Genomic DNA, 16190 nt, shown 5'->3' with positions numbered 1-16190 from the left:
TTTCAATTATTCTTTAATTAATTCAACTTCATCGTCAACATCTTTCACCTTAAAAACTAAAGCTGCCGCCAATAAAAAAGAAAATCCGCTAACGACTAAAGCATATACTGGATTTCCACCATAGAGATGTTTTACCATTGGACCACCAATAATTGCATTAATGATTTGGGGTAACACAATAAAAAAGTTAAATATTCCCATATATACGCCCATTTTTCTCGGTGGAATAGACCCTGCAAGAATAGCATAAGGCATAGCCAAAATACTGGCCCAAGCAATTCCGATACCTATCATAGAGAGAATTAACCAATTTTCATTAGGCACGAAATAGATTGATAAAAGTCCTAAACCACCAACGATCAAAGAAACCGCATGCGTTTTTTTACGCCCAATTTTTTTGGCAATTGCAGGTAAAAAGAAGGCATAAATAGCAGAGACGAGATTGTAAATTCCGAAAAGAATACCGAGCCAATCACCTGCATTCTGATAAGATTCACTGTTATTATCGTCTAAAGGAAGTCCGTATACATGGTGTGCTATAGCGGGCAAGCTAAATACCCACATACCAAATAAGCCAAACCATGAAAAAAATTGAACCCAACTCAATTGCCGCATGGTTGTAGGCATTTCTTTAAAATCTGTGAAAATATTGAGTAAGCTAGATTCTTTTGCATTTTCACCTATTTCTTCTTTACCGTTAAACGCCTCCATTTCTTCTGGAGAGTATTCTTTTGTGTTAAAGACTGTAATTAAGATGCTTATGATAAGTACAGCTGCACCAATGATAAACGACAACAACAAGTTTAGAGGGACCTCACCTTTTGCAGAAACATTCGAAACACCAAACCAGTTAGTTAGGGCATATGGTAACCAAGAGCCTATGACTGCTCCAATACCAATTAGTACAGTTTGAATGCTGAAGCCAAGTGTTCTTTGATCACTTGGCAAAACATCTGCAACTAGTGCTCTGAAGGGCTCCATGGCGATGTTAAAAGAGGCATCCATGATCATTAACATCCCTGCGCCAATCCACAAGGCCGGTAAAAAAGCGGTGAACATGCTGGCATTTGGCAAAAGCACCAGACCAATTGAGGCAAGGATCGCACCAACCAGAAAATAGGGTCTTCTTCTACCTAATCTAGTCCAGGTTTTATCGCTATAATGTCCTATAATGGGTTGAACAATCAAACCTGTTAAAGGTGCCACTATCCAAAACCAGGAAAGTTCATGAACATCTGCTCCGAAGATCTGAAGCACTCGACTGGCATTTGCATTCTGTAGGGCAAAACCCATTTGAATGCCGAGAAACCCAAAACTAAGGTTCCAAATTTCTAAAAAGCTAAGTTTTCTTTTTTCCACAAGATCAGTTTTTTAATGTACTCTTTAAGAAATACATTTAATGATTTTACAGGCGCCTAAAGCGCTTTCTTGTGAAATTTTAAAAAAGGCAAGTGTGCAAATGTATAAAAAAAATAAAAACAATTACTCTTTGATGGTAGATTTTCGCAGAATCAGGTCTGTGCTAATCTTTTCAATACGATGGCTATAACCTTCTTCCTGGTGCTCGATTTCATCCAATAAAAGTTCAAATGATTTCAATCCCATCCTAAAACCGTGTTGGGCTACCGTTGAAAGGGGAGGGTTGGTAAATTCTGAAATGAAACCATCGGTAAAGCCAATAATGGCAAGCTCATCAGGTATATTCCAACCTAATTTCTGAGCAATTTTCATTGTTGTGGCGGCATAAATTTCATTCACAGCAAAAATGCCGTCTGGCGGATCACTTAGAGAAAAGAGCTGAGCGATTTGTTCGTTCATGTCGTGTTTGTCATCAATGCAAATAATAAAATTCTCTCGAACTGCTAAATCGGATTCCTTAATAGCTTTGAGATAGCCTTTGGTTCTTTGCGATCCAACTGTCAGAAAATCTTCTGTGGTGATTATGGCTATTTTTTTACATCCAATATCGATGAGGTGTTTGGTGGCTAAGTATCCACCTCCTTCATCATCAACAATTACCTTACTGCATTTAACTTCGTCTATGGTTCTATCGAACATCACCAAGGGCATACCATTCGCTATAAGTGCCTCGAAATGTTTAAAATCTTTTTTTCTCAACGTTTCTTTTGAGGGTGATACAATGATTCCATCAACAATTCCATTGGCAAGCATTTCCATGTTTAACAACTCTTTTTCAAAAGATTCATTTGAAACGCATATCATCACATTGTAACCTTTTTCGTTTGCTATATGTTCAATTCCACTGATCACGGTTGTAAAAAAATGATGAACAATTTCGGGAATAATAATACCAATCGTTTTTGTCTTCTGACTTCTTAAATTTAAAGCTAAACTGTTGGGTTTGTAATGATAGTAATTGGCAAAAGCCTGAATTTTTTCGCGTAACTCTTCGCTTATCTCATGACTGTTTTTTAAAGCCTTGGAAACGGTAGAAATCGAGACATCGAACTCTTTCGCAATTTTCTTTAAGGTAATCTTCGATTTCATAGGCTAAATATATGGAATATCTACTGATTATATACCCTTTTTTGTGTTGAACGAGATAAAAAATGCAATGGTTGATTTTGTTAAATCGCTAATTTAAAGACCTAAAAATGCAAAAAATTGAATTTGAACTCAAAAAAATACGATTTACGCAAACGTTGGAGTTGAGAAACTTATCAACACGCAAACGTTTTCGTAACTTTTTGACTGATTTTAATCAATGTTAAATGCATGTTAAATATGTAAATTCACGCCACGAAATTTTAAAGAAAGGCAAGTTTTTTTAAAATAATTAGTGCTAAAAATTAATGTAATTTATGAAACAATTTAGACAATTAATCCTCAGTTTGGTGTTATTGTTTCCTGTAATGATGTCTGCACAAGATGTGATTAGTGGAAAAGTAACAGACAGACTTACAGGATCCGAACTACCCGGTGTGACTGTTTTGGTAAAAGGTTCAAGCACGGGTACTGCCACAGATTTTGACGGTAATTTTGAATTATCTGTAGATGATCCAAATGCTGTGATTGTATTCTCTTATGTTGGATACAACAATGTGGAAATGACAGCTTCTCAAAACATGAATGTGTTGATGGAAGAATCTGCAGAAAGTTTAGAAGAAGTGATTTTGATCGGTTATGGTCAGACCACTAAAAAAGACGCAACTGGAGCAGTTGAACGCGTATCTTCAGAGGAATTCAACCCTGGGGCAATAGCTTCTCCTGAACAGTTAATTACAGGTAAATCTGCGGGTGTGAACGTAGTTCCGCCAAGTGGTAGACCTGGTGAAGGAGGTACGATCAAAATTAGAGGTGGTGTTTCTTCTTTGAGTGCAAGTAACAGCCCTTTGATCGTTATAGACGGTGTACCTGTTGACCAAGATGGGCCTGCACTTAATACGATCAACCCAAATGACATTGAAAGCTTCAACATTTTAAAGGACGCTTCAGCAACAGCAATCTATGGATCTAGAGCGAGTAATGGTGTTATTTTGATTACTACAAAGTCAGGAAAAATGCATCAAGATTTTAATATTAGTCTTGATAGTAAATTTTCATGGGGTCGAGCTGAAAACAAAGTGGACCTATTAAATAAAGAGGAGTTTATTAATGCAATTAATGGGCTTAATGTACCTGAAGCTGCTGCCTTATTAACGGATGATGAAACAGATTGGCAAGATCAAATCTATCAAACAGCATTTGGTACAGATAATAACTTGTCGTTTTCTGAAGGTTTTGAAAATAGTTCCTACAGAATTTCAATGGGATACTTTCTTCAAGAAGGTATATTGAAAACTTCAGAATACAACAGAAAGACCGCAGCTTTAAATTTCCGTCAAAACCTTTTTGACAATAGTTTGAAGATGGATTTTAACATTCGAGGTTCATTCGCTCAAGACGAATTCGCCAACGAAGGTGCCATAGGTTCTTCTGTATCCATGGATCCTACTAAACCGGTTTTTAGTGGTAATGACAATTACGGTGGCTATTGGGAATGGTTAAATGCCAATGGATCACCTAATAACCTTTCTCCTAGAAACCCATTAGGACTTTTGAATCAGTTTGAAAGTCATGCCGGAACAGATCGTTTTATTGGAAATGCAAAGTTTGATTATTCTTTTTGGTTTCTAGAAGGTTTAAGTATTGTGGCCAATTTTGGTTTCGACTACTCAGAAGTAGATGGCAACAATCAAACTCTAGCTTCTTCTGCCAGTGGCTTTTACAATGGTGGTACAAGGGGAGTTTACGACAGCATGAGAAGAAATACACTTGCTGACGTTTATTTGAACTATGTACAAACTTTTAATGATGTGCATAGATTCGACATCATGTTAGGTCAATCATTTCAAGATTTTTATCGCGAAAACAGTAGCTTTAATAGAGATGGAGATGGTACAGTAAGAGAAAGCCAATATGCTTCAACCAATGCATTACTAGGTTATATCGCCCGTTTGAACTACGGTTATGATAATCGTTATTTATTGACGTTCACTTACAGACGAGATGGTTCTTCAAGATTTGCTCCTGAAAATCGTTGGGGTAATTTCTATTCTGGTGCCTTGGCTTGGAATATTACTGAGGAAGCCTTTTTGCAAGATTCTGAGACCATTTCTACTTTAAAATTACGTTTGGGATACGGTGAAACCGGTCAACAAGAAATAGGTAGTGATTTTGGTTATTTACCCGTTTATCTTCAAGGTCAGGATAACGTGAGATATCCTTTTGGAGATACATACATCAATACTTTGAGACCAGCAGGATATGACGCTGGTATCAAATGGGAAGAAACAGCAACTTACAACATTGGTTTGGATTATGGATTTTTTATGGACAGAGTTACCGGTTCGATAGAATATTTTAAATCTGAGTCTACAGATATTTTAAACACAGTTGCTCCTCCTGCAGGATCTAACCTTTCGAACAGCTTGTATACCAATATTGGAGATTTGGACAAGCAAGGGGTTGAATTTACATTAAATGGAGATGTGGTTCAGAGTGAGAATTTCACTTGGAATTTAATGTTCAATGCTACTTGGTTAGAAAATGAAATTAAAAAGTTGAATGCAGTTGATGATCCAACTTCACCAGGTTTGGCTACCGGAGGTATCAGTGGAGGTGTTGGTAATACCATTCAAACGCATAAAGTTGGGTATCCACAAAGTTCATTTTTAGTATACCAACAAGTATATGATAATGACGGAAACCCTATTGAAGGTGTATACGTTGATACAAATGAAGACGGAGCAATTACGGATGCTGACAAAAGAATCTTCAATAGTCCAAACCCTGATTGGTTGTTAGGTCTATCATCTTACATGAACTATAGAAATTTTGATTTGAATTTCACTATGAGAGCCAGTTTAGGTAATTATGCATACAACAACGTTGCTTCTGCGAATGGAAATCAAGATAACCTTTATGATTTAGGAACAATTCGAAATGCGCATTCTTCTATATTAGACACTAATTTTAGAAACCCACAGTACTGGTCTGATTATTACGTGCAAGACGCCTCATTTTTAAGAATGGATAATATCACATTAGGATATAATTTTTCAAATCTTAAAAATGGCGATGTGAGATTGAGAATTTATTCAACAGTTCAAAACGTATTTACCATTACAGATTACGATGGTTTAGATCCGGAAATAAATGGAGGTATAGATAATAACTTCTATCCACGTCCACAGACTTTGTTGTTCGGATTTAATGTTAACTTTTAAAAAATACATTGATAATGAAAGTATTTATAAACAAAACAAAAATTAGCTTGAGCGTTGTCATTGTAATGTTCATGCTTGTTTTCACCTCTTGTGAGAGTGAATTAGACAAAGAGCCGATCACAGAATTGACGGAGGCTCAGGTATTTAGCGATCCTGATTCTTATGAGCAATTTATGGCAAGAGTGTATGCAGGTCTGGCTGTAAGTGGTCAGCAAGGTCCTGCGGGACAACCTGATATTCAGGGAATTGATGAAGGATTCTCAAATTATATTCGTCAATTTTGGAAACATCAGGAATTAACAACAGATGAGGCGATCATCGCCTGGAAAGATGGAACTATTCATGACCTTCACAATCAGGTATGGACTCCCTCGAACGAATTTGTCAGAGCGATGTACGACCGTATTTATTTTCAGGTTGGTATCACAAATCAGTTTTTGAGAGAGACCACTGCTGAAAAATTAGACGGAAGAGGCGTGGATGGTACTTTAAGAGAAGAAGTGGAAGTTTTTAGAGCTGAAGCGCGTTTTATGAGAGCTTTGAGCTATTGGCATGCCCTCGATTTTTACGGCAACGTACCTTTTGTAACTGAGGACGATATAGTAGGAAACTTCTTTCCTGCGCAGATTTCGAGACCAGATCTATTTTCTTTTATCGAGTCAGAATTATTGGCGATAGAAGGTACCTTGAAAGGTGCTCGTCAGAATGATTTGGGAAGAGCAGATAAAGGTGCGGCATGGATGTTATTGGCAAAATTGTATTTGAATGCAGAGGTATATACCGGAAGTGGAAGATATACTGAGGCTATGACCTATATTAATAAAGTGATCAACGAAGGTGGTTATAGTTTAGTCGATGATTATCAAAAACTATTCTTAGCTGATAATGACAGAAACGGTGCGCAAAATGAAACCATTTTCACCGTGCGTTTTGACGGAGTGAGCACATTGGGTTATGGTGGCACCACTTTCTTGACCCATGCAGCTGTTGGTGGAGAAATGGATGCAGCTGAGTTTGGAATCAATGGTGGATGGGCAGGTATCAGAACAACTAAAAATCTTGTTAAAAAATTTGATGAAAAACCTGATCTTGCATCTTTAAATACAGCTTTAGGCGCTGCAACAGATTGGGGATTAGTAGGTAGTGCAACAACCAATGGTTGGGATGGCCCTGACATGGAAATGAGATCTACAGGCACAAACACTTATGCACTTTATGCAGACTTAAAAGCTGGTGAAATCAAATTTAGATTTGATGAAGATTGGGGTAATAATTACGGTGGTAATAACGGAAATTTGGAGTCAGGTGGAGCGAACATTGCCGTCTCATCTGCAGGAATCTATTACGTAACAATGGATCTAAATACCAATAAATATACACTAACATTTTCTGGCGATAGCCGTAATATGTTGTTTAGTGAAGGACAAACCCTGGAAATTGAAGATCCATTTAATTTTACTGATGGTTATGCCATTGCTAAGTATAGAAATGTGGATGTTAATGGAAATAGAGGGAATGACAATGCCGGAGAATTCGTAGATATCGATTTTCCAATGTTCAGGTTGGCAGATGCCTATTTGATGTATGCTGAAGCCTTTTTAAAAGGTGGAGGAGGAGATGCTAATTCAGCAGTGAGTTATATCAACATGTTAAGAGAAAGAGCTTATGGCAGTGGTAGTGGAAATATTTCTTCCGGTAATTTAACTTTGAATTTTATTTTAGATGAAAGGTCTAGAGAATTATTCTGGGAAGGACATAGAAGAACAGATTTGATTCGCTTTGGTCAATTCTCTACACAAGGAATTTGGCCTTGGAAAGGCGGTGTAATGGAGGGTAAAACAACTGAAGCTTTCAGAGACATTTATCCAATTCCATCCTCTGATTTGATTGCCAATCCAACATTGGTACAGAATCCTGGATATTAATATTAAAACAAGAACATGATGAAAGTATTTATAAATAAAATTTTGATTTTGCTGGCAATATCCCTTATTGGAGGATCTTGTTCAGAGGATGATCAGGTGGTACTTAATCCGGCTGCGTCAACAAGTTCTCAACTCTCAACCAGTGAGGTTGTCCTTGAGAAAGACAATGCAGGGATGGATGTATTAACTGTAACATGGACAGAGCCGGATTTCGGCTACGCGGCTTCTGCGAATTATATGATCTATTTTGATAAGGTTGGAGGTAATTTTACCAATGCTCAGTCTAGTAATGGTGGAAGAGCTTTTTCTAAAACTTTTAAAAATGAAGAGTTAAACAAAATTTTGCTTAACTTAGATTTGGAACCAGGACAAGCAGCTGAAATACAAGTAAAAGTTAAGGCGGTATTAAATGACAGGACTGGATATGGTATAGATTCAAACATCAACAATTTAATGGCTACAGCCTATGCAGATGTATTGGATCTTTCTACACCTTGGGGTCTGGTGGGTAGTGCGACACCCAATGGATGGGACGGACCAGATGTACCTTTTTATAAGACTGATGAGGCAGGGGTCTATGTGGCCTATGTTACGCTAACAGATGGTGAGTGGAAGATCAGAAAAGACAATGACTGGGCTGTGAATTATGGGGACGATGGTGCTGACGGTACTTTAGAGCCAGGTGGTGCCAATATAGTGGCTACTGCCGGAACCTATAAAGTGACTTTCAATGAGAATGCGTCGACCTATACAGTTGAAAAGTATACTTGGGGTCTGGTCGGATCTGCTACAACGAATGGTTGGGATGGTCCCGATATGCCAATGATGTATGATTCATTCTCTGATACTTGGAAAGCTGTAGTTACATTAGCTGATGGCGAAATGAAATTTAGATTCAATAATGATTGGGGTACCAATTATGGAGATACAGGCTTAGACGGTATTTTAGACGCCGGCGGTGATAACATCCCTGTAAGCAAAGGAAATTACTTAATCACTATGGATTTGAACAACTTGACATACTCCATCGAGGAAACCGATATTTGGGGAGTTGTAGGTTCAGGATATAACGATTGGGGAGCTGCAGGACCTGATTTCCCATTTACTCCTGATTTCAGTCAAGAAGGGGTATACTATATTAGTTCTATTACCCTACTAACAGGTGAAATTAAGTTCAGACCGAACAATGATTGGCCTGGCAATTATGGTGATGATGGAGGAGATGGAACATTAGAACCTGATGGGGCTAATATTCCAAGTACCGCTGGAACCTACAGTATTATCATGGATCTATCAAATCCGGATAATCCTACATATAGCATTACAGCTAAATAATTTTTGTTAATTGAGTAAAAAAGGCTGTGTAACAACAGCCTTTTTGTCTTTTAAAATTCGACTTATGAAAAAACTTTTACTTTTATTTTTCCTTATTGTTGTGAGTAGCGTTTTTGCACAAGTGCAAAATGTGACCTTTAAAGTCGAACCTGATCCTTTTAACGAGGATGAACAAATTACCATTACAGTTTCCAATGTCAATCCTTCTTTATGGGGTGTTACAGATATCTATCTTTGGGCCTGGTCTAGAAAATCTTCAGATTCAAATGATGTGAATTCACCCACGAATGGTACCTGGGAAAATTCAAATGAGGTGCAAAAAATGACTAATAACGGAAATGGAACCTATTCTATTAGTTTTGTGCCTACCACCTTTTACGCCAGAACAGGGTTGGAGTCGATCGGATTTTTGGTCAAGGCCAAGAACGGAACAGGTGAGAAAAAATCACAAGATTATGTCGCACAAGTTGGTTCCATAGAAGTTCCCCCTTTAACAGAAGCACCTCTTCCCGCAGGGTTAGTAGATGGGATAAATATAAATCCAAATGATCCTTCAAAAGTCACTTTTGTGCTTTTTGCTGCACAAAAGGAGTTTGTTTATCTCTTGGGTGATTTTAACAATTGGGAGAAGAACAACAATTATCTGCTTAAAAAAGACAGCGGTAAGAACCGATTTTGGTTAGAGATTTCTGGATTAACATCCAAAACTAATATTCGGTACCAATATTTGGTAGATGGTGTAATCAGAATTGCGGATCCGTATTCTACGACTATTTTAGATGAGAATAATGATAAGTTTATTGACGAAGTCACATATCCAAACTTACCCTCGTATCCAACCGGAAAGACAAGTCATGCAGTCAGTCTGTTTAGAATAGGAGATACTCCTTTTAACTGGCAGATTAAAGATTTTCAAAAGCCTGCCAAAACAGATCTGGTCATCTATGAATTATTGCTTCGTGATTTTGATGTCTTGCACAGTTTTAATGCGGTCAAAGAGAGATTAGATTATCTGGTTGAACTGGGTGTCAACACTATAGAACTAATGCCTGTGAGTGAATTTGACGGAAATGAATCCTGGGGATATAACCCTGCGTTTCATATGGCTTTAGACAAGTATTATGGCACCCCAAATGCATTCAAGCAACTGATAGATGAATGTCATAAACGTGGTATGGCGGTAATTCTGGATGTTGTCTATAACCATGCTACAGGTCAGCACCCTTATTTCCGTATGTGGAATACAAGTAATGGCGGATATACTGGAGAAGCAACCACTGAAAATCCATTTTTTAACCGCGCTGCAACACATAGCTATAGCGTATTTAACGATTTTAATCATAGTAAGACTTCAACTCAGGATTATGTAAAGCGCACCACACAGTTTTGGATAGACGAATATAAAATAGATGGATTCAGATGGGATCTTACCAAAGGATTTACGCAGAACTGCAGCGCTTCCAACGAGACCTGTACCAATGCGTATCAAGCCGATCGCGTAGCCGTATTAAAAAAATATGCTGATTACCAATGGGAAATCGATCCTAATTTTTACGTAATCTTTGAACATTTAGGCACTAATCAGGAAGAGACTGAATGGGTCAACTACAGATTGAATGAAGGAAAGGGGATTATGGTGTGGAGCAATCTTAATGGTAGTTACAATGAAGGAACTATGGGCTTTAATTCTAATGGAAAATCAGATTTTTCTTGGATTTCTTATCTAAGACGAGGATGGACAGTACCTGCCAATATAGCTTATATGGAAAGCCACGATGAAGAACGTTTGATGTATAAAAATATCAGTTTTGGAAATTCAAGTGGAAGTTATAATGTGAAGGATCTCAATACGGCCTTAAAAAGAAATGAATTGGCAGGGGCATTTTACTTTACAGTTCCGGGGCCAAAAATGATTTGGCAGTTCGGTGAACTGGGGTATGATTTAAGTATCAACACATGCCCGGATGGAACAATTAACAACAACTGTCGTGTGAGCAACAAACCCATTAAATGGGAGTATTTTGATGATGTTAATAGAAAGGCTTTGTATGATGCTTGGACCAAAATGTTGAAAATGAAAAATCAATTGAGTATTTTTCAAACCGATGACTTTACTTTGGATGTTGCTGCGAGTACAGGACTTAAAAAAATTCAATTAAGAGATAAAAGTCAGAATCCGGAGGTTGAATATATTACCATTTTAGGAAATTTTGGCGTAACAACTCAGAGCATAACACCAAATTTTCAAAAAACAGGTACCTGGTATGACTTGATGACAGAAGCTACAATCAATGTTTCAAATGTATCTACACCCATTAGCCTCGCTCCTGGTGAATATAAAATCTACGGAAGTAGTCAAGTGACCTTGTCTTCAGAAATCTTTGTAAATGAGCAGTTTTCGACCTTATTTCCTAATCCCTCAACCAACTTTTTTAGAGTAGGGAATGAGGTGGATAAAGTGGAAATTTATGATATGCTCGGAAGAAAAGTGATGCAGTTTGAAGGAGATTTTAATGCCGATCACAGATTTGATACAAGTCAATTAAAACCCGCTCTTTACTGGTTAAAAATTTATAAGGATCAAGCCAGTGAAAGTAGGCAGTTGATCATACAATAAGCCATATGAAGCCATCTAAAGCGTTATTTTTAGATGGCTTTTTTTATTGAGGCCGAATGTAAAATGTAATCTGTTCAGGTCTTGGCCATTATGATCTTGGTCCTTATACTCCATAACTTACCGCTACTTCCTTCTAAGCCAATTTGATTACTCACGAATAAGCGAAAGTGCTGATCAGCATATCGCTAGGCTATGGTTAATGCCTTATAACAGCTATGATTTACCTATGAGAAGACACTATAATGGCATTTAAGTCTATGTTATAATACTATTACAGTGATGACTAAATGCAATCACCATACAATCTCAGTGTGGTCTCAGTGCAATCTCAGTGCGCTTTCAGTGCGCTTTCAGTGCGCTCTCCAGTATTTTTAAAGAAAGGATTTTTACTGAACCAGTGAGAATAGAGGGAGCCATATTTTATGGCTCTGTATTTTTTACTAAACGGACATAAACCACTAAAAAAAAAGACTGTCATTTTAGACAGTCTTTGATTTCGCTCAGATCATTTTTAAATTAATGATTTCTTGCTGTGTAAGTGGGCGCCAGACACCTCGGGCGAGGTTTTTCTTCGTCAACCCGGCAAAATAGACCCTGTCTAATTTAGTCACCACGTAACCAAAATGTTCAAATATCTTTCTTACAATTCGATTTCTTCCAGAATGGATTTCTATCCCAACTTCGTCATGCGATTTTCCTTCGATATAGGAAATGTTGTCTACAAAAACCATTTTCCCTTCTAAAACAAAATTAGCTGCAATTTTTTGTAAGTCACTTAAAGCTAGTTTTTTATCCAGTGAAACATGGTAGATTTTTTTCACTTCAAATTTAGGATGTGTCAATTTTTTTGCCAATTCTCCATCATTGGTAAAAAGTAGCAAGCCGGTAGTATTTTTATCGAGTCTTCCCACAGGGTAAATTCTTTCTTTGGCGGCGTTCGCTACCAAATCCATGACCGTTTTTCTCCCTTTTTCATCATCCATGGTGGTAATGAAATTTTTGGGTTTATTGAGAAGGATGTATCTTTTAGTTTCTTGTGAAATCACAGAATCGTCAAATCTAACTTCATCGCCTGGTTTAACCTGAAAGCCCATTTCGGTAACAATGATGCCATTCACTTTTACATTTCCCGATTTGATAAAGGTATCAGCCTCTCTTCTGGAGCAAATTCCGGAATTGGAAATATATTTATTCAAGCGTATTGTCTCTTTTTCAACTTTTGGAGCGGTGGGTTTGTTTTCCGTCTTTACCTTAAAGTTCTTGATTTTTTCCGGGTGTGGCCTAAAGTTCTTATCTTTTTTCTCTCCTGAAGGTCCTTTTCTTTCTGGAGTAGATGTTTTGGAATCTTTATTTTTTCTAGCAGCTAAATTTCTTTTAATGGGCGCTGGTCCCGATTTTTGTTGTCGTCCTCCCGACGATTTTTTTTCTGTTGCCATTGTTTTAAATTTTTTGCAAAAGTACAAAAACAATTCTAACACAGAATGTTAGGCGTAAATATTATAAAGGTTAAAGGATTCTTTGCAAGATGACAGATGTGTCTATCAGCACTAGGCTTAAAACACCAATTACAATAATCAATTTAACGATATTGTGTAGAATAAGGTAATCCTTTTTTGAATTAGCTTTATACAAGAGATAGAGAAAAATGAGGAAGACTATTCCAGTAAAGTAAAAATAATATTTCATAAGACCCATTTCCGGATATTTCCATAAAAAATAAATGGGGTCTAGTGTAAAAAGAACCAAAATAAATGTGAGAATCTTCGTAAACCTTTCGCCGTATTTGATAGGGATAGTTAGATAATTTTGCGCAATGTCCCCTTTGATATTCTCTAAATCTTTCATTAATTCTTTAATCATCAATACTAAAAATAGGAACAAGGCATGGGTAAAAATGATATTGGAGAAATTTTTGAAATAAACGAAAATGGCGAAAAAAGGAAGTAAGGTTAATACTGATGCCGAAATTAATCTGCTTAAAGGGTACTTTTTTAGTTTATGAGAATATATCCAAATCAAAAAGATATAAACTGAAAAAAACATAGCTGCACGCCAAGAGACCATTAAACCACACATTACGGCAATAAAATTGAGTAAAAAGTAAATTTTTAGTTTGGTATTCTGCGCAACTAGACTATCTATTTTTGATTTAATAGGTCTATTAATCGCATCTTTTTTAGCGTCGTAAAAATTGTTGATGATGTATCCGGAAGCAATAGAGCAGACGGTTGCCAGAACGATAAGATATAGATCTAGGTCGAGCAAAACGTCTTTTAGAGATTTTTCTGGCGCAAAGATGAAAATGGCAGCCAAGTATTGCGCCATAACCATAATAAAAATATTATAGCCCCTCACAACAGAAAGTAGACTCAAAAATTTAAACAGGAAGGAGTGTTTAACAGGTGTTTTAGGCGTATTTTCTTCAGCCATTTTTAATAGATCCATTTTGAATGGATTGTTAAAAGCGATAAACCAATTCCAGTTTATGAGCTTTTAGAATTTCTTTCGTTTTTTCGTAATCTTTGGTAAAACCAAGAATATATCCACCTCCACCAGAGCCACATAATTTAAGATAATAGTCGTTTGTTTTAATTCCTTCTTGCCAAATATGATGAAAAGAATCTGGAATCATTGGTTTGAAGTGTTTAAGCACTACTTTTGATAGTTTTTTTACATTTTTGAATAAGGATTTTGCATCTCCGTTTAAAAAATCATGGATACACACATCGGTTATTTTAGCAAAATCTTCATCAATCATTTTTCTAAAACCTTCATTTTTCATTTTATTCATGAAAATATTGACCATAGGTTCGGTCTCACCAATAATTTCAGAATCTAGCAAGAAAACTGCTCCTTTTCCTTCTTTTTGTGAAGGAATACCAGTTGGCTCAATATTGTCTTTAGAATTGATCAGGATAGGTAAACTCAAATAAGAATTTAAGGGATCTAATCCTGAACTTTTTCCATGAAAATGAGATTCCATGAGTGAAAAAATCCCCTTTAATTTTAATAATTTGTCTCTGGTTAAATTTTCTAGTACAGTAATTTTTTGATCAGCATACTTGTCGTATATCGCAGCAACCAAAGCACCGGAACTTCCTACACCATATCCTTGCGGAATGCTCGAGTCGAAATACATACCATCCTCAATATCTTTTTCGAGTTCGTCTAAGCGTAATAAGAGTCCTTCATATTGCAAGGTTTTTAAATAGCTTAAATAGTTTTTTAGTTTTTGATTTGAACTCTTTGCTAATTCATTAGGTTCTTTACTCAGCTTCAAAGCTCCTTGATAAGAATTGTATGGAATCGCCAATCCTTTTGAATCTTTGATAATGCCATATTCTCCGAACAAAAGAATTTTTGCGTAAAAAAGAGGTCCTCTCATAACAATTGAAAATTAAGCAATTAGGTTTTACAAATATACGAAATACTACAATTACGTCAACAAAACTGAATTTTGCCTAAAAAAAACTAAAAAATGGGAGAAACAGGTGCAGCTCCCATACCGGCTTGATCCCATATCATATGATTATTTTGACAATACTTTGCCAATTCTAATTCAATAAACTGATTAACGTCCTCTTTCCACTTTTTAGGATACAAAACATGCACATTTGCTCCGGCATCCAGCGTAAAGCAAACAGGAACACCTGTGTCTTTTCTGTATCTCCAAATTTTTTCAATCACTTTTAATGTATTTGGTTTCATCAATATGAAATAAGGATTTGAAGTGAGCATCATGGCATGCAGCGACAGTGCTTCAGATTCAACAATAGATATAAAGTTCTCTAAATCGCCACTTTTCAAGACAGAAACTAAACGAGCAAGGTTTTGATTTGCTTGATTAAACCTTTGTTCTGCATAAGGATGATCAATCATTAGGTTATGCCCTACAGTGCTCGATACTACTTTTTCACCTTTATCAACTAGTAAAATACAATCTTGATAAGCCTGAAAAACCGGATCTGTTTCTTCGGAAAATTTAATTCCAAATAGATCAGAAGAATGGTCGATATCCTTATGTTTTCCCCAAACCACCAATTCACCCTCTACGCTTCTGCAGGCGCTACCCGAACCCAGCCTCGCTAAAAATGAAGCTTTTTGTTTAAAAAAAGATTCAACCAAAAAAGGGTTTAACTCTTTCTCTAAACTCATTATACATAGTGCCAAAGCACTCATTCCGCTCGCCGACGAGGCAATGCCACTGCTATGTGGAAAGGAATTTTTGGTTATAATTTCTAAATTGTATTGTGATAAATACGGAGTAAAATAATTGATCCGCTCCAGAAATTGTTCAATTTTAGGAACGAATGAATCCATTTTTTGTCCATCAAGCGTCACAGAAATATCACTTTTCTTTTTTAGGTAATTTTTAGTGAAATAGACTTTTGTCTCTGTGTAAGATTTGGTTAAAGTAAAAGAAATTGATGCATTTTTTGGCATCTGAGGATCTGTTTTACCCCAATATTTAATCAGTGCAATATTACTGGGACTTTTCCATGAAAAACTTGTTTTATCGGGCAAAGAAGTTAGGTTGCCGGTAAAAATGAAATCTTTGTTTTGAAGCATGTTTTAGGTTTGTGC

Annotated in this window: 10 protein-coding genes; 4 read left to right on the top strand and 6 right to left on the bottom strand. The window is 36.6% G+C overall.

The genetic code is table 11. The features are described 5' to 3' along the window. Positions 1-6: 6 nt before the first annotated feature. Positions 7-1359, bottom strand: a complete 1353-nt coding sequence (locus tag ACFQ39_RS04320; RefSeq protein ID WP_377176755.1) for an MFS transporter — start codon at positions 1357-1359, stop codon at positions 7-9. Positions 1360-1482: 123 nt separating this feature from the next. Then, positions 1483-2508: a LacI family DNA-binding transcriptional regulator gene (locus ACFQ39_RS04315; protein ID WP_377176754.1), complete on the bottom strand. Its 1026-nt coding sequence runs from the start codon at positions 2506-2508 to the stop codon at positions 1483-1485. A 314-nt stretch (positions 2509-2822) separates the two neighbouring features. Between ACFQ39_RS04315 and ACFQ39_RS04310 the strand changes: the two genes are divergently transcribed. The 4 genes from ACFQ39_RS04310 to ACFQ39_RS04295 all read left to right on the top strand — a co-directional run bounded on the left by ACFQ39_RS04310 (position 2823) and on the right by ACFQ39_RS04295 (position 11606). Then, positions 2823-5729 carry a SusC/RagA family TonB-linked outer membrane protein gene (locus ACFQ39_RS04310; RefSeq protein WP_377176753.1) on the top strand — a complete coding sequence of 969 codons (2907 nt, stop codon included), beginning with the start codon at positions 2823-2825 and terminating at the stop codon, positions 5727-5729. A gap of 14 nt (positions 5730-5743) precedes the next feature. Then, positions 5744-7654 (top strand): RagB/SusD family nutrient uptake outer membrane protein, encoded by a 1911-nt coding sequence (locus tag ACFQ39_RS04305; RefSeq protein WP_377176752.1) that lies wholly within the window; start codon positions 5744-5746, stop codon positions 7652-7654. A gap of 18 nt (positions 7655-7672) precedes the next feature. Beyond that, the gene (locus tag ACFQ39_RS04300) at positions 7673-8989 is read left to right on the top strand and encodes a SusE domain-containing protein (protein WP_377176751.1); all 1317 of its coding nucleotides are present in this window, start codon (positions 7673-7675) and stop codon (positions 8987-8989) included. A gap of 64 nt (positions 8990-9053) precedes the next feature. Beyond that, a complete protein-coding gene (locus ACFQ39_RS04295; RefSeq protein ID WP_377176750.1) occupies positions 9054-11606 on the top strand; it encodes an alpha-amylase family glycosyl hydrolase in 2553 nt (850 codons plus the stop codon). A gap of 500 nt (positions 11607-12106) precedes the next feature. On the opposite strand, the gene ACFQ39_RS04290 is transcribed toward ACFQ39_RS04295, so the two are convergent. The 4 genes from ACFQ39_RS04290 to mvaD all read right to left on the bottom strand — a co-directional run bounded on the left by ACFQ39_RS04290 (position 12107) and on the right by mvaD (position 16175). After that, positions 12107-13042 (bottom strand): pseudouridine synthase, encoded by a 936-nt coding sequence (locus ACFQ39_RS04290; RefSeq protein WP_377176749.1) that lies wholly within the window; start codon positions 13040-13042, stop codon positions 12107-12109. Positions 13043-13112: 70 nt separating this feature from the next. Continuing rightward, positions 13113-14051, bottom strand: a complete 939-nt coding sequence (locus tag ACFQ39_RS04285; protein WP_377176748.1) for a geranylgeranylglycerol-phosphate geranylgeranyltransferase — start codon at positions 14049-14051, stop codon at positions 13113-13115. Between the two features lie 13 nt (positions 14052-14064). Then, a complete protein-coding gene (locus tag ACFQ39_RS04280; RefSeq protein ID WP_377176747.1) occupies positions 14065-14991 on the bottom strand; it encodes a mevalonate kinase family protein in 927 nt (308 codons plus the stop codon). Positions 14992-15077: 86 nt separating this feature from the next. Continuing rightward, a complete protein-coding gene (gene mvaD, locus ACFQ39_RS04275; RefSeq protein ID WP_377176746.1) occupies positions 15078-16175 on the bottom strand; it encodes a diphosphomevalonate decarboxylase in 1098 nt (365 codons plus the stop codon). Positions 16176-16190: the final 15 nt, after the last annotated feature.

It is taken from the genome of Namhaeicola litoreus (genome assembly GCF_042679565.1).
GTDB lineage: Bacteria > Bacteroidota > Bacteroidia > Flavobacteriales > Flavobacteriaceae > Namhaeicola > Namhaeicola litoreus.
Note: the sequence above shows the minus strand (reverse complement) of the source record. Positions and strands in the feature narration are given on the sequence as shown.